Annotated in this window: 14 protein-coding genes and 1 pseudogene; 11 read left to right on the top strand and 4 right to left on the bottom strand. The window is 72.7% G+C overall.

Annotated features, from left to right (window positions below):
* The first annotated feature begins 128 nt into the window (after positions 1-128).
* Positions 129-1418 (top strand): citrate synthase, encoded by a 1290-nt coding sequence (locus ACZ4YY_RS08080; protein ID WP_468285101.1) that lies wholly within the window; start codon positions 129-131, stop codon positions 1416-1418.
* 730 nt (positions 1419-2148) lie between these two features.
* Here ACZ4YY_RS08080 and ACZ4YY_RS08075 read toward each other — a convergent pair.
* Positions 2149-4380, bottom strand: a complete 2232-nt coding sequence (locus ACZ4YY_RS08075; protein ID WP_468285098.1) for a heavy metal translocating P-type ATPase — start codon at positions 4378-4380, stop codon at positions 2149-2151.
* 88 nt (positions 4381-4468) lie between these two features.
* Complete coding sequence (locus ACZ4YY_RS08070) at positions 4469-4708, bottom strand: heavy-metal-associated domain-containing protein (protein WP_468285095.1); 240 nt, start codon at positions 4706-4708, stop codon at positions 4469-4471.
* A 180-nt stretch (positions 4709-4888) separates the two neighbouring features.
* Between ACZ4YY_RS08070 and ACZ4YY_RS08065 the strand changes: the two genes are divergently transcribed.
* Positions 4889-5932, top strand: coding sequence for a zinc-dependent alcohol dehydrogenase family protein (locus ACZ4YY_RS08065; protein WP_468285092.1), 1044 nt, complete (start codon positions 4889-4891; stop codon positions 5930-5932).
* 12 nt (positions 5933-5944) lie between these two features.
* Here ACZ4YY_RS08065 and ACZ4YY_RS08060 read toward each other — a convergent pair whose 3' ends face one another.
* The gene (locus tag ACZ4YY_RS08060) at positions 5945-6145 is read right to left on the bottom strand and encodes a helix-turn-helix transcriptional regulator (RefSeq protein WP_468285089.1); all 201 of its coding nucleotides are present in this window, start codon (positions 6143-6145) and stop codon (positions 5945-5947) included.
* A 271-nt stretch (positions 6146-6416) separates the two neighbouring features.
* The gene (locus ACZ4YY_RS08055) at positions 6417-7334 is read right to left on the bottom strand and encodes a sugar phosphate isomerase/epimerase family protein (protein WP_468285086.1); all 918 of its coding nucleotides are present in this window, start codon (positions 7332-7334) and stop codon (positions 6417-6419) included.
* A 122-nt stretch (positions 7335-7456) separates the two neighbouring features.
* Here ACZ4YY_RS08055 and iolC point away from each other — a divergent pair, with 122 nt between their 5' ends.
* The 9 genes and pseudogenes from iolC (at position 7457) to ACZ4YY_RS08010 (ending at position 19430) form a co-directional block, all read left to right on the top strand.
* Complete coding sequence (iolC, locus tag ACZ4YY_RS08050; protein WP_468285083.1) at positions 7457-8407, top strand: 5-dehydro-2-deoxygluconokinase; 951 nt, start codon at positions 7457-7459, stop codon at positions 8405-8407.
* Positions 8404-9285, top strand: a complete 882-nt coding sequence (locus ACZ4YY_RS08045; RefSeq protein WP_468285080.1) for a Cgl0159 family (beta/alpha)8-fold protein — start codon at positions 8404-8406, stop codon at positions 9283-9285. Before iolC ends, ACZ4YY_RS08045 begins: the two co-directional genes overlap by 4 nt.
* A gap of 7 nt (positions 9286-9292) precedes the next feature.
* The gene (gene iolB, locus ACZ4YY_RS08040) at positions 9293-10114 is read left to right on the top strand and encodes a 5-deoxy-glucuronate isomerase (protein WP_468285077.1); all 822 of its coding nucleotides are present in this window, start codon (positions 9293-9295) and stop codon (positions 10112-10114) included.
* Positions 10111-11988 (top strand): 3D-(3,5/4)-trihydroxycyclohexane-1,2-dione acylhydrolase (decyclizing), encoded by a 1878-nt coding sequence (gene iolD, locus ACZ4YY_RS08035; protein ID WP_468285074.1) that lies wholly within the window; start codon positions 10111-10113, stop codon positions 11986-11988. The genes iolB and iolD overlap by 4 nt, the downstream gene beginning before the upstream one ends.
* A gap of 14 nt (positions 11989-12002) precedes the next feature.
* Positions 12003-13505 (top strand): CoA-acylating methylmalonate-semialdehyde dehydrogenase, encoded by a 1503-nt coding sequence (mmsA, locus tag ACZ4YY_RS08030; RefSeq protein WP_468285071.1) that lies wholly within the window; start codon positions 12003-12005, stop codon positions 13503-13505.
* A 287-nt stretch (positions 13506-13792) separates the two neighbouring features.
* Positions 13793-14002, top strand: a pseudogene (locus ACZ4YY_RS08025) (amino acid permease); the annotation flags it as partial.
* Positions 14003-14292: 290 nt separating this feature from the next.
* Positions 14293-16935, top strand: coding sequence for a CocE/NonD family hydrolase (locus tag ACZ4YY_RS08020; RefSeq protein ID WP_468285068.1), 2643 nt, complete (start codon positions 14293-14295; stop codon positions 16933-16935).
* Entirely contained in the window at positions 16932-17786 is an 855-nt protein-coding gene (locus ACZ4YY_RS08015) for an ABC transporter permease (RefSeq protein ID WP_468285065.1), read from the top strand. Before ACZ4YY_RS08020 ends, ACZ4YY_RS08015 begins: the two co-directional genes overlap by 4 nt.
* 144 nt (positions 17787-17930) lie before the next feature.
* Positions 17931-19430, top strand: coding sequence for a vWA domain-containing protein (locus ACZ4YY_RS08010; protein WP_468285062.1), 1500 nt, complete (start codon positions 17931-17933; stop codon positions 19428-19430).
* Positions 19431-19587: the final 157 nt, after the last annotated feature.

Raw genomic sequence — 19587 nt, 5'->3', positions numbered from 1 at the left:
TGGCGGCACTGAGTGCCGTCGATAAGCCCAATGGTCGACCCCGAGTGCACTCACCTGCGCCAAATGGGGGATGGTAGAGACAGTCAGGGCAACCTCGAAGAAGAGGCACAACGTCGGTGAGGGATGACGTGAGCGACAACTCTGTAGTACTGCGGTACGGCGACGGCGAGTACACCTACCCGGTGATCGACAGCACCGTCGGCGACAAGGGCTTCGACATCGGGAAGCTCCGCGCCCAGACCGGTCTCGTGACCCTGGACAGCGGATACGGGAACACCGCCGCCTATAAATCCGCCATCACCTACCTGGACGGCGAGTCGGGCATCCTGCGGTACCGCGGCTACCCGATCGAGCAGCTGGCCGAGCGTTCGACCTTCCTGGAGGTCGCCTACCTGCTGATCAACGGTGAGCTGCCGACCGTCGACGAGCTGGCCTCCTTCAAGAACGACATCACGCAGCACACCCTGCTGCACGAGGACGTCAAGAACTTCTACCGGGGCTTCCCGCGCGACGCCCACCCGATGGCCATGCTGTCGTCGGTCGTCTCCGCGCTGTCCACCTTCTACCAGGACAGCCACAACCCGTTCGACGAGCGTCAGCGCAACCTCTCCACGATCCGGCTGCTCGCCAAGCTTCCGACGATCGCCGCGTACGCGTACAAGAAGTCGATCGGCCACCCGTTCGTCTACCCGCGCAACGACCTCGGCTACGTCGAGAACTTCCTGCGCATGACCTTCTCGGTCCCCGCCCAGGAGTACGACCTCGACCCGACCGTCGTCTCGGCCCTGGACAAGCTGCTCATCCTGCACGCCGACCACGAGCAGAACTGTTCGACGTCCACGGTCCGCCTGGTGGGCTCCTCGCAGGCGAACATGTTCGCCTCGATCTCCGCCGGCATCAACGCCCTGTGGGGCCCGCTGCACGGCGGCGCCAACCAGTCGGTGCTGGAGATGCTCGAGGGCATCCGCGACGCCGGCGGCGACGTCGACTCCTTCATCCGCAAGGTGAAGAACAAGGAGGACGGCGTCCGCCTGATGGGCTTCGGCCACCGGGTCTACAAGAACTTCGACCCGCGCGCCAAGATCATCAAGGCCGCCGCCCACGACGTGCTGTCCGCCCTCGGCAAGTCCGACGAGCTGCTGGACATCGCGCTGAAGCTGGAGGAGCACGCGCTCTCCGACGACTACTTCGTCTCGCGCAGCCTCTACCCGAACGTCGACTTCTACACGGGCCTGATCTACCGCGCCATGGGCTTCCCGACCGAGATGTTCACGGTCCTCTTCGCCCTGGGCCGCCTTCCGGGCTGGATCGCCCAGTGGCAGGAAATGATCAAGGAGCCGGGTTCCCGCATCGGCCGCCCGCGCCAGATCTACACGGGCGTGGTCCAGCGCGACTTCGTCCCGGTCGAAGAGCGCTGACGTACGTCGGCGGGGGTGCCGCGAGGGCGGTGCCCCGCGCCGGCGGTGACTCGCTGCCGCGCCGGCGCGCCCGGACAGCGTGAAGAGGGGCCGTCCGTTGCGGGCGGCCCCTTCCGCGTGCCGGGCGGCGTGGCCGTGCGCGGGCAGCAGAAGGCGCCCTGGTGCCTCGGTCCCCCCACGGGCCGACGACCAGGGCGCCTTCCCATGTCCCGGTGCGGATTCCCCCCACGGGATCCGGCCGGGCGTCTGCGAGGACACAGCGCCTGAATTCGCTGATGCCATATGCGGTTGTGGAGCGGCGACGGTGGCGGTCGAGCAGAACGAGCAGAACTCGTCGTACCCATGCCGTCGTGTGCGATCTGCCGGGACAGCGCACGCTGGGAGGGCCGCTCAAAGCTTCCCGGTGTGCGTGCCCCGGCAACGCATCTCTGAGGAAGTCCCCCAAGACATCCTCAGATGCCAGTCGGCGCCCCCCAAGACGCTTCCTGACACCGCCAACTTAGACCTTCGAACCCCTTCGATGGTTACGTTCACATCACTGTGATCTGCGTCTCTTGCGTATGTCCTGATAGATACGCAAGAGCCCGGATGCGGCGATCGACGTCCCCAGCGTAAGGAAGATGCGCAAGCCTTGTGAAGAGCTTATGTGAGGCTCGCGCAGGACTCCAGGGGCTCCGTCGTTCCGGATTCGCCTAACCCTCGGTAACTTCCGGCGGCTCCGGTCTCCACGTCAGCGGAACGTCCGCAGTCGCAGACTGTTCGTCACCACGAAGACGGACGAGAACGCCATCGCCGCCCCCGCAAGCATCGGGTTGAGCATCCCGGCGGCGGCCAGCGGCAGCGCGGCCACGTTGTACCCGAAGGCCCACACGAGGTTGCCCTTGATGGTCGCCAGGGTCCGCCGGGACAGCCGGATGGCGTCGGCGGCGACCCGCAGGTCCCCGCGCACCAGCGTCAGATCGCCCGCCTCGATCGCCGCGTCCGTCCCCGTCCCCATCGCGAGACCCAGATCGGCGGCGGCGAGCGCGGCCGCGTCGTTGACGCCGTCGCCGGCCATCGCGACGACCCGCCCTTCGTCCTGGAGCCGCCTGACGACGGCGACCTTGTCCTCGGGCAGCACCTCGGCGATCACCTCGTCGATGCCGACCTCGGCGGCCACGGCCGCGGCCACCGTCTTGTTGTCCCCGGTCAGCAGCACCGGCGTGAGCCCGAGCGCGCGCAGCTCCCGCACCGCCTCGGCGCTGCCGTCCCTGACCGCGTCGGCGACGGCGAGCACCCCGCGCGCGGCCCCGTCCCAACCGACGACGACCGCCGTGCGGCCGTCCCGCTCGGCCTCGGCCCGGGCGCGGGCCAGCTCCTCGGGCAGCGCGTCGAACAGCCGCCCCACGGTCACCTCCCGGCCCTCCACGCGGCCGCGGACACCGCGCCCGGGCACGTTCTCGAAGTGCTCGGCCGCCGGCAGGTGTCCGGTCCGCTCCTCGGCGCCCGCGGCCACCGCCCGGGCGACCGGGTGCTCGGAGGCGTGCTCCACGGCGCCCGCGAGTCGCAGCACCTCCCGCTCGTCGGTGCCGTCGGCGGCGTACACCTCCTGGAGGGTCATCCGGCCGGTGGTGACGGTGCCGGTCTTGTCGAGGACGACGGTGTCGACGCGGCGGGTGGACTCCAGGACCTCGGGGCCCTTGATCAGGATCCCGAGCTGCGCGCCGCGCCCGGTGCCGACCATGAGCGCGGTCGGTGTGGCGAGCCCGAGGGCGCACGGGCAGGCGATGATCAGGACGGCGACGGCGGCGGTGAACGCGGCGACGGCGTCACCGGTGATCCCGAGCCAGGCCCCGAAGGTGGCGGCCGTGATCAGCAGCACCACGGGGACGAAGACCCCGGCGACCCGGTCGGCCAGGCGCTGCACCTCGGCCTTGCCGCCCTGCGCGTCCTCGACCAGCTTCGCCATGCGCGCGAGCCGGGTGTCGGCGCCGATCCGGGTGGCCTCGACGACCAGCCGCCCGCCGACGTTCACCGTGGCACCGGTCACCGGGGACCCGGCCGTCACGTCCACCGGCACGGACTCGCCGGTCAGCATCGAGACGTCCACGGCGGAGACGCCCTCGACGACGGTCCCGTCCGTGGCGACCTTCTCCCCGGGCCGCACGACGAACCGGTCCCCGACGGCAAGCCGGTCCACCGGGACGCGCACCTCGCGGCCGTCGCGCAGCACGGCGACGTCCTTCGCGCCCAGTTCCATCAGCGCCCGCAGGGCCGCCCCCGCGCGCCGCTTGGAGCGGGCCTCCAGATAGCGGCCCAGCAGCAGGAACGCGGTGACGCCCGCGGCGACCTCCAGATAGATCGCGGAGGCGCCGTCGGTGCGGGAGACGGTCAGCTCGAAGGGGTGCCGCATGCCCGGCATGCCCGCGTCGCCGAGGAACAGCGCCCACAGCGACCAGCCGAAGGCGGCCAGCGTGCCCAGCGAGACGAGCGTGTCCATGGTGGAGGCGCCGTGCCGCAGGTTGGTCCAGGCCGCCCTGTGGAAGGGCAGCCCGCCCCAGACGACGACCGGCGCGGCGAGGGTCAGCGACAGCCACTGCCAGTTGTCGAACTGCAGGGCCGGGACCATCGCGAAGAGCACGACGGGCACGGCGAGGAGCGCGCAGACGAGGAGGCGGTGACGCAGGACCGCCGGCTCGGGACCGGTCTCGTCGGGAGTCTCCTCCCGTGCCGCCGGGGCGGGTTCCTCGGCCGTGTAGCCGGTCTTCACGACGGTCGCGATCAGGTCGGCGACTTCGATCCCCGCGGGATAGGCGACCTTCGCCTTCTCGGTCGCGTAGTTGACCGTGGCGGTGACGCCCTCCATGCGGTTGAGCTTCTTCTCCACGCGGGCCGCGCAGGAGGCGCAGGTCATCCCGCCGATGATCAGCTCGACCTCGGCCTGCTCGGTGGGTATCGGTGTGTCGGCGGTGGTGCTGGTCATGTCCGGACTCCAGGCGACGGGCCGGACCGTGCGGATCCGGTGTCAGCCGGTCCGCACGGCCCGGTCGACGAGCGCGTACGGGCTGTGCTCAGGCCCTGCCGACCAGCTCGAAGCCGGCCTCGTCGACGGCGGTGCGGACGGCCTCCTCGTCCAGGGCGGCGGCGGAGACCACGGTGACCTCACCGCTGGAGGCGACGGCCTTCACCGAGCTGACGCCGTCGATCCGGGAGATCTCACCGGAGACGGCGCCCTCGCAGTGGCCGCAGCTCATGCCGCTCACCTTGTAGACGGCGGTGACGGATCCGGGGGTGTCGGTGGGGGCGGTCATGTCGTTACTCCTCGTCGAGGCGGGTGGGGCTGAGGGTCCGCGGGGGCCCTTCCACTTCTCACGACATTATACCCCTAGGGGGTATTACTCCAAGGAGGGTCCTGTCGGCGCCCCGCCGCGCCGGGCTAGCGTTCGCGGTGATCCCGGGCGGTGGCGGAACGAAGGGCGGGGTGACGACCCATGCGGGCTGTGGTGTTCGAGCGGTACGGCGAGCCGGCCGAGGTGCGGGAGGTGGCCGACCCGCGGGCCCCCGGGCACGGGGTGGTGGTGCGCGTCGAGGCCACCGGTCTGTGCCGCAGCGACTGGCACGGCTGGATGGGCCACGACCCCGGCATCAGCCTGCCGCACGTCCCGGGCCACGAACTCGCCGGCGTCGTCGAGGAGGCGGGCGCCCGGGTGACCCGCTGGAGGCCCGGTGACCGGGTCACCGTGCCGTTCGTGTGCGGCTGCGGCGCCTGCCCGTCCTGTGCGGCGGGCGACCACCAGGTGTGCGAGCGCCAGACCCAGCCCGGGTTCACCCGATGGGGCTCCTTCGCCCAGTACGTGGCGCTGGACCACGCCGACGTCAACCTTGTCGCCCTCCCCGACGGGCTCTCCCACGGCACCGCCGCCTCGCTCGGCTGCCGGTTCGCCACCGCGTTCCGGGCGGTCGTACGGCAGGGCCGGGTCGCGGCGGGGGAGTGGGTGGCCGTGCACGGCTGCGGCGGCGTGGGTCTGTCGGCGGTGATGATCGCGGCCGCCTCGGGGGCGCGGGTGGTCGCGATCGATGTCTCGCCGCGCGCGCTGGACCTGGCGCGGACGTTCGGGGCGGCCCTGTGCGTGGACGCGCGCGACACCCCGGACACGGCGGCGGCGGTCCGCGAGGCGACCGGCGGCGGCGCGCACCTCTCGCTCGACGCCCTCGGCTCCCCCGCCACCTGCGCCGCCTCGGTGAACGGCCTGCGCCGGCGCGGCCGGCACGTCCAGGTCGGCCTGCTGCCCTCGGCGGACGGCACGACCCCCGTCCCGCTGGCCCGTGCCGTCGCCCTGGAACTCGAACTGCTCGGCAGCCACGGCATGGCCGCCCACGCCTACCCGCAGATGCTGGAGCTGGTCAGGGCGGGCGTGCTCCGCCCTGACCTGCTGGTGACGTCGACGATCACCCTGGACGCCGTACCGGACGCGCTGTCGGCGATGGGTACGGCGCCCGGGTCGGGGGTCACGGTCATCGAGCCGTGGTCCTGACGGTGGGAGCGGTCAGGAGGGTCTGCGCGCCCGGTTGCCGGGCCGGGAGGCGACCCAGGCGTGGACGGTGGCGGCGTACCAGTAGGGCTTGCCGCCCTCCACCCGGTCGGGCGGCGGCAGCAGTCCGTGTTTGCGGTAGGACCGCACGGTGTCCGGCTGCACCTTGATGTGCGCCGCGATCTCCTTGTAGGACCAGAGCCCTCGGTCGGTCATGGATGCACCTCCCTGGCCGCGCGGGCGGCGGCCGGGAGGCCGCCGGGGGGAGCCCGACGCTGCGCCGGCGATCACCCGGCCTGTGCCCGTTCGGCGACGCAGGGTGACACCGTGGAGGCGTCTGTGGGCGGCATGTGACACGAACGGGACTTTTGTGACAGGGGTGACTTCTGGGGCGGGAGGGCCCGGCCGGTCATGACCGACCCGTGCCGACCCGTGCGCGGGGCACGGCCCCCGATATCTCTCGAGGTTCCCCGCTCGCCCGCGGGGGCTACGCGCCGCAGGACCGCAGAAACGCCCGGGTCCGCCGCGCGATCGGCAGCGGCGCGTCCGGATCGCACGGGTACATGTCCTGCTCGACGATCGCGAACAGGTCGACGTCCAGCTTCTGCGCGGCCTCCAGCACGGGACCCAGCTCCGGCACGCCGGACGGCGGCTCGCACATCACGCCCTGCGCCACGGCCGGCCCGAACGGCGTCCCCTTCGCCCGCACGTCCGCCAGGATCCGCGGGTCCACCTGCTTGAGGTGCAGGTACCCGATCCGCTCGCCGTACGTCTCGATCAGCTTGACGCTGTCGCCGCCGCAGTACGCGTAGTGCCCGGTGTCCAGGCACAGCGAGACCAGGTCGGAGTCCGTGCCGTCCAGGAACCGGACGACGTTCTCCTCGCTGTCGACGTGGGTGTCGGCGTGCGGGTGGACGACGATCCGCAGCCCGTACCGCTCCCGCACCTGTCGCCCGAGCCGCTCGGTCAGCGAGGTCAGGTTCCGCCACTGCTCGGCCGTCAGGGTGTCCGGCTCCAGCACCTCGCCGGTCTTGTCGTCCCGCCAGAAGGACGGGATGACCACGAGGTGCGAGGCACCCATCGCCTGGGCCAGCGCCGCGTTGTCCGCGACGTGCGCCCACGTCTTCTCCCAGACCGCCTCGCCGTGGTGCAGCCCCGTGAAGACCGTGCCGGCCGACACCTTCAGGCCGCGCCGGGAGGTCTCCTCGGTGAGGACCGCCGGATCGGTCGGCAGATAGCCGTACGGGCCCAGCTCGATCCACTCGTAGCCGGACTGCGCGACCTCGTCGAGGAAGCGCCGCCAGGGGACCTGGGCGGGGTCGTCGGGGAACCAGACGCCCCAGGAGTCGGGGGCCGATCCGATCTGGATGCGGGACAGCGAGGGCTGAGGTGACAACGACGTCATGGCCGCCAGACTGAGGGCCCCCGCAAGGGGTGTCAAGGTCTGGTCCGAATGTCTGGACAAAACATTGACAGGGCTCGGGGTGCGGCATTACAACCGGGGGGAGTCGAAGCGAAGGGAACCCGATGGCGTACGACCTGATCACGATGGGGCGGATCGGAGTGGACCTCTACCCGCTGCAGACGGGTGTGCCGCTCCCGCAGGTCACCTCCTTCGGGAAGTTCCTCGGCGGCTCGGCGGCCAACGTCGCCGTCGCGGCCGCCCGCCTCGGCCGCAGCACGGCGGTGATCACCCGTACCGGCGACGACCCGTTCGGCGTCTACCTGCACGAGGCCCTGCGCGGTTTCGGCGTCGAGGACCGCTGGGTCACCCCGGTCCCCGGCCTGCCCACCCCGGTCACCTTCTGCGAGGTCTTCCCGCCGGACGACTTCCCGCTGTACTTCTACCGGCGGCCCAAGGCGCCCGACCTCGAGATCGACGCCCACGAGCTTGAGCTCGACGCCCTGCGCGACGCCCGGATCTTCTGGGTCACCGGCACCGGCCTGAGCGAGGAACCCAGCCGCACGGCGACCCTCGCGGCCCTCGCCCACCGCGCCCGGGCCGATACCACCGTCTTCGACCTCGACTGGCGCCCCATGTTCTGGACCGACCCGGACGCGGCCCGCCCGTTCTACGCCGAGGCCCTGAAGCACACCACCGTCGCGGTCGGCAACCTCGACGAGGTGGAGGTCGCCACCGGCGTACGCGAGCCGCACGCCGCGGCGCGCGCCCTGCTCGACGCCGGCGTCGAACTCGCGGTCGTCAAGCAGGGCCCCAAGGGCGTCCTCGCCGTCAACAGCGCGGGCGAGTCCGCCGAGGTCCCGCCGCTGCCGGTGAACGTCCTCAACGGCCTCGGCGCCGGCGACGCCTTCGGCGGCTCCCTCTGCCACGGCCTGCTCGCCGGCTGGGACCTGGAGACGACCATGCGCCACGCCAACGCGGCCGGCGCCATCGTCGCCTCCCGCCTGGAGTGCTCCTCGGCCATGCCGACCCCGGACGAGGTCGAGGCGGCGCTCGCGGCAGGAGCCGTCCGGTGACCGTCGACCTCGCGGAACTCGCCCACACCCGCAGCCGCCACCCCGAGGCCGTCGCCGAGGCCGCCGCCCGCCGCACCCGCCGGCCCCTGCTCGACGGGGACGGCCGGCTGATGATCGTCGCCGCCGACCACCCCGCCCGCGGCGCGCTCGGCGTCGGCGGCCGCAGGATGGCCATGGCCAACCGCGCCGACCTGCTCGAACGCCTCTGCCTGGCACTTTCCCGGCCCGGCGTCGACGGCGTCCTCGCGACCGCCGACATCCTCGACGACCTGCTCCTGCTCGGCGCCCTGGACGGCAAGGTCGTCATGGGATCGATGAACCGCGGCGGCCTCCAGGGCGCCCGCTTCGAACTCGACGACCGCTTCACCGGCCACCGCGCCGAGGACATCGAACGCCTCGGCTTCGACGCCGGCAAGCTGCTCCTGCGGATCGACTACGACGACCCGGGCTCCCTCGACACCATGGAGTCCACCGCCCGCGCGATCGACGCCATGGCGGCCCGCCGGCTGCCCGTCTTCGTCGAGCCGTTCATCTCCCGCCGCAGCTCCGAGGGACGGCTGCGCAACGACCTGTCGGCCGAGGCCGTCACCCGCTCCATCGCCATCGCCTCGGGTCTCGGCGGCAGTTCGGCCTACACCTGGCTGAAGGTGCCGGTCACCGACAACCCCGACGACATGGCCGAGGTCATGGCCACCTCCACCCTGCCCGCCGTCCTGCTCGGCGGCGAGGTGGGCGAGGACCAGGACGGCGCGTACGAGAAGTGGCGCGGCGCGCTGCGACTGCCCACCGTCCAGGGCCTGGTGGTCGGACGTTCCCTGCTGTACCCGGCGGACGGGGACGTGGCCGCCGCCGTGGACACCGCCGTAGGACTGCTGTGAGGGCCGCATGAGCGACGACCTGTACATCCCGCGCGGCGCCACCGCCGACGCCCACCACCTTCTGGACATCGACCCGAAGCGGGCCGGCTGGACCCACAGCAGCCTGCGGATCGTCGCCCTGGAACCGGGCGGCAGCCACAGCTTCACCACCGGTGACAGCGAGTGGATCGTGCTTCCGCTGGAAGGCGCCTGTACCGTGCGAACAGCGGATGAAGAGTTCCAACTCCTGGGCAGGGAGAGCGTGTTCGCGTCGGTCACCGACTTCGCGTACGTTCCCCGCGACGCCCGGGTCCAGATCGCCTCCGGCGCGGGAGGCCGCTTCGCCCTGGCAGGAGCGAAGTGCGAGCGACGACTCCCCGCCCGCTACGGCCCCGCGCCGGAGGTCCCCGTCGAAGAACGCGGCAGCGGCACCTGCGCCCGCCTGGTGCGCAACTTCGCCTCCGCCGACGCCTTCGACTGCGCCAAGCTCATCGCCGTCGAGGTCATCACCCCCGGCGGCAACTGGTCCTCGTACCCGCCGCACAAGCACGACGAGCACCGGCCGGGCGAGGAGTCGGAGCTGGAGGAGATCTACTACTTCGAGATCGACGGCCCGAACGGGTTCGGCTACCAGCGGGTGTCCCCTTCGCGCGCGGGCGGATCCGACGTCCTCGCCGAGGTCCGCTCCGGCGACGCCGTCCTCGTCCCCGACGGATGGCACGGCCCGTCGATCGCCCAGCCCGGCCACGCCATGTACTACCTGAACGTCATGGCGGGGCCCGGCGAGACGCGGGAGTGGCGGATCTGCTTCCACCCCGACCACGTGGAGACCACAGGGGGTTACCGATGACCGTCAGGCTCACCGTCGCCCAGGCCCTGGTGCGCTTCCTGGCCGCCCAGTACACCGAACGCGACGGCGTACGGCAGCGGCTGATCGGCGCCACCTGGGGCATCTTCGGCCACGGCAACGTCGCCGGCCTCGGCCAGGCGCTCGTCGAGTACGCCGACGTCATGCCGTACCACCAGGGCCGCAACGAGCAGTCCATGGTCCACGCGGCCGTCGGCTACGCCCGCCAGTCCAACCGTCTGTCCACGCACGCGGTGACGACGTCCATCGGCCCGGGCGCGACGAACCTGGTGACCGGCGCCGCCCTGGCCACCGTCAACCACCTCCCGGTCCTCCTCCTGCCCGGCGACATCTTCGCCACCCGCGCCCCCGACCCCGTCCTCCAGCAGCTCGAGGTGCCCTACGCGGGCGACGTGTCGGTCAACGACACCCTGCGCCCCGTGTCGAAGTACTTCGACCGCGTCACCCGCCCGGAGGCACTGATCCCGGCGGCCCTCCAGGCGATGCGGGTGCTCACCGACCCGGTGGAGACCGGCGCGGTCACCCTCGCGATGCCCCAGGACGTCCAGGCCGAGGCCCACGACTGGCCGGAGGAGTTCTTCGCCGAGCGCACCTGGGCGGTCCGCCGCCCCGGCGCCGACCCGGCCGAGCTGGCCGAGGCGGTCCGCGCGATCCGCGCGGCCCGGCGTCCGCTCCTCGTCGCGGGCGGCGGCGTCCACCACAGCCGCGCCGAGGAGGCCCTCGCCGCGTTCGCCGAGGCCACCGGCATCCCGGTCGCCTCCACCCAGGCCGGCAAGGGCTCCCTGCGCTGGGACCACCCCCAGGACGTCGGCGGCATCGGCCACACCGGCACGGCCACGGCGGACGAACTGGCCCGCACCGCCGACCTGGTGATCGGCGTGGGGACGCGCTACACCGACTTCACGACCGCCTCCCACACCCTGTTCGCGGGCGACGGCGTCCGCTTCCTCAACCTCAACGTCGCCGCGTACGACGGCCACAAGCTCGCCGGCCTCCCGCTGATCGCGGACGCCCGCAGCGGCCTCCAGGAGCTCACCCGGGCTCTGCGGACGCCCGCCCACCGGGTCGCGGACGCGTACGTCACCGAGTACACCGAGGACAAGGAGCGTTGGGAGCAGCGCGTCGACGCCTGCTACGAGGCCGAGGAGCCCGACGTACGGCCCACGCAGCCGCAGGTGCTGGGGGCGCTGGACGCGGTCGTCGACGAGTCCGACGTGATCATCAACGCGGCCGGGTCGCTCCCCGGCGACCTGCACAAGCTGTGGCGGGCCCGTTCCCGCGACCAGTACCACCTGGAGTACGGCTACTCCTGCATGGGCTACGAGATCCCGGCGGCGCTCGGTGTGAAGCTCGCCGCGCCCGACCGGCCCGTGTGGGCGCTCGTCGGCGACGGCACGTACCTGATGATGCCGACGGAGATCGTCACGGCCGTGCAGGAGGGCATCGCGATCAAGGTCCTCCTCGTGCAGAACCACGGGTACGCCTCGATCGGCGGTCTGTCGGAGTCGGTGGGCGGCGAGCGGTTCGGCACCGCGTACCGCTTCACCTCGGACGACGGCACCTTCACGGGCGCTCCGCTCCCCGTCGACCTGGCCGCCAACGCGGCGAGCCTCGGCATGCGGGTGCTGCGCGCGAAGACCGTGCGGGAACTGCGCGAGGCGCTGGCCGAGGCGCGCGCCGCCGACACTCCCACATGTGTCTACGTGGAGACCGAAACCGCAGACACTGTGTCGGGGGCGCCCCCGGCACAGGCCTGGTGGGATGTTCCTGTGGCCGAGACCGCGACCCGCCCGTCGGCGGTCAAGGCCCGTGAGCTGTACGAACGGCACGTGTCTACCCGACGCCGCCATCTGTGAAGGAGCAACTGGGCATGACGAAGATCGTCAACCACTGGATCGGCGGCAAGACCGCCGAAGGCGCGTCGGGTACGTTCGGGCCGGTCACCGACCCGGCGACCGGCGCCGTCACCACCAAGGTCGCGTTCGCGACGGTCGACGAGGTCGACGCGGCCGTCGCGGCGGCCAAGGAGGCGTACGCGACCTGGGGCCAGTCCTCGCTGGCCCAGCGCACGTCGATCCTCTTCAGGTTCCGGGCGCTGCTCGACGCGCACCGGGACGAGATCGCCGAGCTGATCACCGCCGAGCACGGCAAGGTGCACGGCGACGCGCTGGGGGAGGTGGCCCGCGGCCTGGAGATCGTGGACCTGGCCTGCGGCATCAGCGTGCAGCTGAAGGGCGAGCTGTCGACGCAGGTCGCGAGCCGCGTGGACGTCGCCTCCATCCGCCAGCCGCTGGGCGTCGTCGCCGGCATCACGCCGTTCAACTTCCCGGCGATGGTCCCGATGTGGATGTTCCCGATGGCCATCGCGTGCGGCAACACGTTCGTGCTGAAGCCGAGCGAGAAGGACCCGTCGGCGTCGGTCAGGATCGCCGAGCTGCTGGCGGAGGCCGGTCTGCCCGACGGCGTCTTCAACGTCGTCCACGGCGACAAGGTGGCCGTCGACCGCCTCCTGGAGCACCCGGACGTCAAGGCGGTCTCCTTCGTGGGCTCCACGCCCATCGCCCGCTACATCCACACCACCGCCTCCGCGAACGGCAAGCGCGTCCAGGCCCTGGGCGGCGCGAAGAACCACATGCTGGTCCTGCCCGACGCCGACCTGGACGCGGCCGCCGACGCCGCGGTGTCCGCCGCCTACGGCTCGGCGGGCGAGCGCTGCATGGCCATCTCGGCCGTCGTCGCCGTCGGTGCGATCGGCGACGAACTGGTCGACAAGATCCGCGAGCGCGCCGAGAAGATCAAGATCGGCCCCGGCAACGACCCGACGAGCGAGATGGGCCCGCTGATCACGGCCGTGCACCGCGACAAGGTCGCCTCGTACGTGACGGGCGCGGCGGCCGAGGGCGCGGAGGTGGTGCTGGACGGCACCGGCTACACGGTCGACGGCTTCGAGGACGGCCACTGGATCGGCATCTCGCTCCTCGACAAGGTGCCGACGTCCGCGAAGGCCTACCAGGACGAGATCTTCGGCCCCGTGCTCTGCGTGCTCCGCGTGGACACCTACGAGGAGGGCGTGGCGCTGATCAACAGCTCCCCCTTCGGCAACGGCACCGCGATCTTCACCCGCGACGGCGGCGCCGCCCGCCGCTTCCAGCTGGAGATCGAGGCCGGCATGGTCGGCGTGAACGTCCCGATCCCGGTCCCCGTCGGCTACCACAGCTTCGGCGGCTGGAAGGACTCCCTCTTCGGCGACCACCACATCTACGGCAACGACGGCACCCACTTCTACACCCGCGGCAAGGTCGTCACGACCCGCTGGCCGGACCCGGCGGACGCGCCGGCGGGGGTGGACCTGGGGTTCCCCCGCAACCACTGACGCGGACCGGCGAGCACCGCTCGCCCCGTGAAGCCGTCCGGGCTCCGGACGGCTTCACGTTTTTTCGGTATCCGGCCTGCGAATGCCGCACCTCCCAAGCCACCGAAAGAACCAGCCCCCTGCTGCTGTTTCCGCGATTCGAGCGGGATTCGATCTACGGATTCCGTAGCCAGACACCCTAGTTGACGTGCTGGTTTTTGTCGGGTTTCCATGCAGCCGCCGGGAGCGGACCACGTGATGCACCACCCAAGCCGCCGGAGGCGACAGCTCCCGAACGAAGCACCCCGTACACGCCCGCCTGGCGCACGCCCCTGTGGCCGGCCGTCCCGGTCCTGCTGATCGCGGTCCTCGCCTGCATCCTCACCCGGCAGGAGACCACCCACCTGCTGTGGACCGGGGGCATCGTCGCGACCGTCACCCTCTACTGGGCCCTCTGCCCACGCCCCCACCCGGCCACCCGCTGGCTGGTGTCGATCCCGGAGGACGCCCGCACCTGACCGCCGCCGACGTCCGCACCCCGCCCACGCGGGCAGCCGGGGGAAGCGTCGCCCGGCCGCCAGCGGACCGCTCCTCGGCGGACGGGCGGGCCCGCGCTGCCGCCCCCGGCGGCTTCCGGCCCGGGACCCGGCCGCGCAGCCCGCCCCGCGACGCCGGCCGGGTGCGGGCCCCGGGCCCCGCGATACCGCGACCGCGGTACGCCGCCCCCGCCGCGTACGCCCGCAGAAGCATGCGCACCTCGCTCTCCGGTCGACATCATCCCGACAGTTTCACCCCGTACCGTTGACGCATGGATCTTCGACTGTCCGGCCCGCGGAGACCGCGGCGGCTGCTGGCCGCCGCGGCCTCCGTCGTCGTCCTCGCCGGTGCCGGCACGTGGACGGCCGTCGCCTCCGACGACGGCGGACCCGCGGTGCGCCGCACCGACCGGGTGATGGCCGTGGACGGGGTACGCCTCGACACCTCCTACTTCACCGCCGCGGGCGACGGACGCCGCCCCGCCGTCCTCCTCGGACACGGCTTCGGCGGCAGCAAGGACGACGTCCGGCAGCAGGCCGAGGGCCTCGCCCGGGACGGCTACGCGGTGCTCACCTGGTCCGCGCGTGGCTTCGGCGGGTCGACGGGCCGGATCGGGCTGAACGACCCGAAGGGCGAGGTCGCCGACGTCTCGAAGCTGATCGACTGGCTGGCCCGGCAGCCCCAGGTGCAGCTCGACAAGGCCGGCGACCCGCGCGTCGGCGTGGCCGGCGCGTCCTACGGCGGCGCGATCGCCCTGCTGGCCGCCGGCCACGACGCCCGCGTCGACGCCATCGCCCCGGCGATCACCTACTGGAACCTCGCCGACGCGCTCTTCCCCGACGGCGTGTTCAAGAAGCTGTGGACCGGCATCTTCTTCAACACCGGCGGCGGCTGCGCCAAGTTCGAGCCGGCGCTGTGCGCGATGTACGAGCGGGTCGCCGAGTCCGGCACCCCGGACGCGGCGGCGCGCCGGCTCCTCGAGGAGCGCTCGCCGTCCGCCGTCGCCGACCGCATCAAGGTCCCCACCCTGCTCGTGCAGGGCCAGAGCGACTCCCTCTTCACGCTCGCCCAGTCCGACGCGGCCGAGAAGGCGATCGAAGCCAACGGCGCCCCCGTCGACGTCGACTGGATCGCCGGCGGCCACGACGGCGGCGACATGGAGACCGGCCGCGTCCAGGCCCGCGTGACCTCCTGGTTCGACCGGTACCTCAAGGACGACGCAAGCGCCGACACCGGCCCCGCCTTCCGCGTCACCCGCACCGGAGGCGTCGACTCCACCGACGGCGAGGCCCAGTTGCGGGGCGCGAGCGCCGACACCTACCCGGGCCTGGACAACGGCGACCGCTCCATCGCCCTGACCGCCCGCCGCGCCGAACAGAGCGTCACCAACCCGCCCGGCGCCAACCCGCCCGCCGTCTCCGCCCTGCCCGGCCTCGGCGGCGCCGGCGGCCTCGCCCGGCTCTCCTCCCTCGGCGTCGGCATCTCCCTGGACTTCCCCGGCCAGTTCGCCGCCTTCGAGTCCGCGCCGCTCACCGACGACCTGCGCGTCACCGGCTCCCCCACGGCCACCGTCCACGTGCGGTCCACGACCGACGAGGCCGTCCTCTTCGCCAAGGTGTACGACGTCGCCGCCGACGGCACCCGGCAGGTCCTGCCCTCCCAACTGGTCGCGCCGATCCGCGTCGAGGGCGCCCGGGCCGGCAAGGACGTCACGATCAGCCTCCCGGCGATCGACCACGAGGTCGACGAGGGCCACCGGCTGCGCCTGGTCCTCGCCTCCACCGACCTCGGCTACGCCTCCCCGGCCGCCCCGGCGATGTACACCGTCTCCCTGAAGGGCGACCTGAAGGTGCCCACCGCCCCCGCGGTGAGCACCGCCGCCGCCCCACTGCCGTCCTGGGTGTGGTGGCTGCCCCTGACGGCCGCCGCCGTCGCCCTCGGCCTGCTGCTGACCGGCCGCCGCCGCACCGCCGGCCCGGCCCCCGACCCGAAGCTCGCCGAGGTCCCGCTCCAGATCACCGACCTCGGCAAGAAGTACGCGAGCGGCGACCGCTACAGCGTCCGCGACCTGTCCTTCCGCGTGGAGAAGGGCCAGGTCCTCGGACTGCTCGGCCCCAACGGCGCGGGCAAGACGACCACCCTGCGCATGCTGATGGGCCTGATCACCCCGGACGCCGGTGAGATCCGCGTCTTCGGCCACGCCGTCCGCCCCGGCGCCCCCGTCCTGTCCCGCGTCGGCGCCTTCGTCGAGGGCGCCGGCTTCCTGCCCCACCTCTCCGGCCGGGAGAACCTGGAGCTGTACTGGCGGGCCACCGGCCGTCCGCCCGAGGACGCCCACCTCGACGAGGCCCTGGAGATCGCCGGCCTCGGCGACGCCCTGGCCCGCGCGGTCCGCACCTACTCGCAGGGCATGCGCCAGCGCCTGGCCATCGCCCAGGCCATGCTCGGCCTGCCGGACCTGCTCATCCTCGACGAGCCGACCAACGGCCTCGACCCGCCCCAGATCCGCGAGATGCGCGAGGTGATGATCCGCTACGCGGCCGCCGGCCGGACGGTGATCGTCTCCAGCCACCTGCTGGCGGAGGTCGAGCAGTCCTGCACCCACCTCGTGGTCATGGACCGGGGGCGCCTGGTCCAGGCCGGTCCGGTCGGGGAGATCGTCGGCTCCGGCGACACCCTCCTCGTCGGCACCGCCACCCCCGTGGAGGAGCCGGTCGCGGAGAAGGTGGCCGCGCTGCCCGGCGTCGCCTCCGCCGTCCGCACCGACGACGGGATCCTCGTGCGCCTCGAACCGGACGGCACCCCCGAGCGCCTGGTCGCCGACCTCGTCCGCCTGGACGTGCCCGTCCGCTCCGTCGGCCCGCACCGCCGCCTGGAGGACGCCTTCCTCACCCTGATCGGAGGTTCCGCATGAGCACGCTCACCGAGGTCGCCTCCGGCTACCGGGCAGGCCACACCCTGCCGCTGCGCGTCGAGCTGGTCCGCCAGCTCAAGCGCCGCCGCACGCTCGTCATGGGCGGCATCCTCGCCGTCCTGCCGTTCGTCCTGGTCGTCGCCTTCGCGATCGGCGGCGAGCCCGGCGGCCGCAACGACCGGGTGACCCTGATGGACACGGCGACCGCGTCCGGCGCCAACTTCGCCGCGGTCAACCTGTTCGTGTCGGCGGGCTTCCTCCTCGTCATCCCCGTCGCCCTGTTCTGCGGGGACACGGTCGCCTCGGAGGCCGGCTGGTCCTCCCTGCGCTACCTGCTGGCGGCGCCCGTGCCCCGGGCCCGCCTGCTGTGGTCCAAGCTCGTCGTCGGACTCGGCCTGAGCCTGACCGCGATGGTGCTGCTGCCCGTCGTCGCCCTCGCCGTCGGCACCGCCGCCTACGGCTGGGGGCCCCTGCACCTGCCCACCGGCGGCGCACTCGACTCCGGCACGGCGGCACAGCGCCTCGTGATCGTCGTCGCGTACGTGTTCGTGTCCCAACTGGTCACCGCCGGCCTCGCCTTCTGGCTGTCGACGAAGACGGACGCCCCGCTCGGCGCGGTCGGCGGCGCGGTCGGCCTGACCATCGTCGGCAACGTCCTGGACGCCGTCACCGCCCTCGGGGACTGGCGGCACTTCCTGCCCGCGCACTGGCAGTTCGCCTGGGCCGACGCCGTCCAGCCCACCCCCGAGTGGTCCGGCATGATCCAGGGCACCGCCGTCTCGGTCACGTACGCGCTCGTCCTGTTCGCCCTGGCCTTCCGCGGATTCGCCCGCAAGGACATCGTGTCGTAGGTCACCGGAAGATCACCCACCGGTCTCGAAGGGGGCCCGCCGTGCCCGCTTCGAGACCCATCCGCAACACCCCGTACCGCACGTTCGGGCCCCCCGCGCCGTCACAGTCACGTACACGACGCCGACGACCAGGGGGTACGAGAGATGGAGACCCGGCGGATACGACGACTGATCGCCTGCACCGCCGCGGCGGCGGTGCTGGCCACCGGCTGCGGCGCGGCCGGTGACTCCCGCGGCGGCAGCGCCGACGGCGCCCGCCGCGACGAGGGCTTCCCGGCGCCGAGCCGACCCCGCGGGGACACGGACGGCACGGCCCCCGACCCGTCCCCCGACCACCTCTCCACCTTCGCCCTCGACGTCGACACCGCCTCCTACGGCTACGCGCGCCGCACCCTCGCCGAGGGCCGCCTGCCCGACCCGTCGACGGTCCGCCCCGAGGAGTTCGTCAACAGCTTCCGCCAGGACTACGAACGCCCGGACGGCAACGGCTTCTCCGTCACCGTCGACGGCGCCCGCACCGGCGAGGACGGCTGGTCCCTCCTGCGCGTCGGCCTCGCCACCCGCGAGGCGGAGGAGGAGGGGGAGCGCCCGCCCGCAGCCCTCACCTTCGTGATCGACATCTCCGGCTCGATGGCCGAACCCGGCCGCCTGGACCTCGCCAAGGAGTCCCTCGGCACGATGACGGACCGCCTGCACGACGACGACTCCGTCGCCCTGGTCACCTTCAGCGACGAGGCCGAGACGGTCCTGCCCATGACCCGCCTCGGCGACCGCCGCGACGACGTCCACGACGCGATCGCCGGCCTGGACACCGAGTCCTCCACCAACCTCGGCGCCGGCGTGGAGACCGGCTACGACACCGCCGTCGAAGGTCTGCGCGAGGGCGCGACCAACCGCGTCGTCCTCGTCTCCGACGCCCTCGCCAACACCGGCGACACCGACGCCGACACCATCCTGGGAAACGTCTCCGACGCCCGCCGCGACCACGGCATCACCCTCTTCGGCGTCGGTGTCGGCAGCGACTACGGCGACGCCCTGATGGAACGCCTCGCCGACGAGGGGGACGGCCACACCACGTACGTGTCCACCGGCCAGGACGCCGAGCGGGTCTTCTGCGAGGAACTCCCGCGTCACGTCGACCTCACCGCCCGCGACGCCAAGGCGCAGGTCGCCTTCGACCCCAACACGGTCGCCGAGTTCCGTCTCGTCGGCTACGACAACCGCCGCGTCGCCGACGAGGACTTCCGCGACGACCGCGTCGACGGCGGTGAGATCGGCCCCGGCCACACCGTCACCGCCCTCTACGCCGTCCGCACCCGGCCCGGCGCCGAGGGCCGCCTCGCCACCGCCACCGTCCGCTGGCTCGACCCCACCACCCGCACCCCGCACGAGACCTCCGGCCGGCTGGAGACCGGCGCCCTGTACGACACCCCCGCCGACGCCCCCCTGCGGTTCCAGGTCACCGCCACCGCCGCCTACTTCGCCGACGCCCTGCGCCACGGCGAGGACGGCCCCCTCCCCGGCGCCCCCACCCTGACCGAACTCGCCGGCCGGGCAGACGCGTTGGCGCGGCGGACCGACGACCAGGAGGTGCGGGACCTGGCGAAGGCGATCACCCGGGCAACCCGCTCCGGGGACTTCTAGGGGGTGTTTCGCAAGTCCCGCACCGCACCCACGGCGCCCGCCACCCCCTCTCGCCGCACCGGACGAAAGCCCGAGTACCTCCAGTACGAGCACTTTCGTCCGGCACGCCGAGAGCACGCACCGGACACCGCGGGCACCGCACAGGACTTTCGGAACA

The sequence above is a fragment of the Streptomyces sp. NPDC030143 genome, assembly GCF_055573695.1.
Note: the sequence above shows the minus strand (reverse complement) of the source record. Positions and strands in the feature narration are given on the sequence as shown.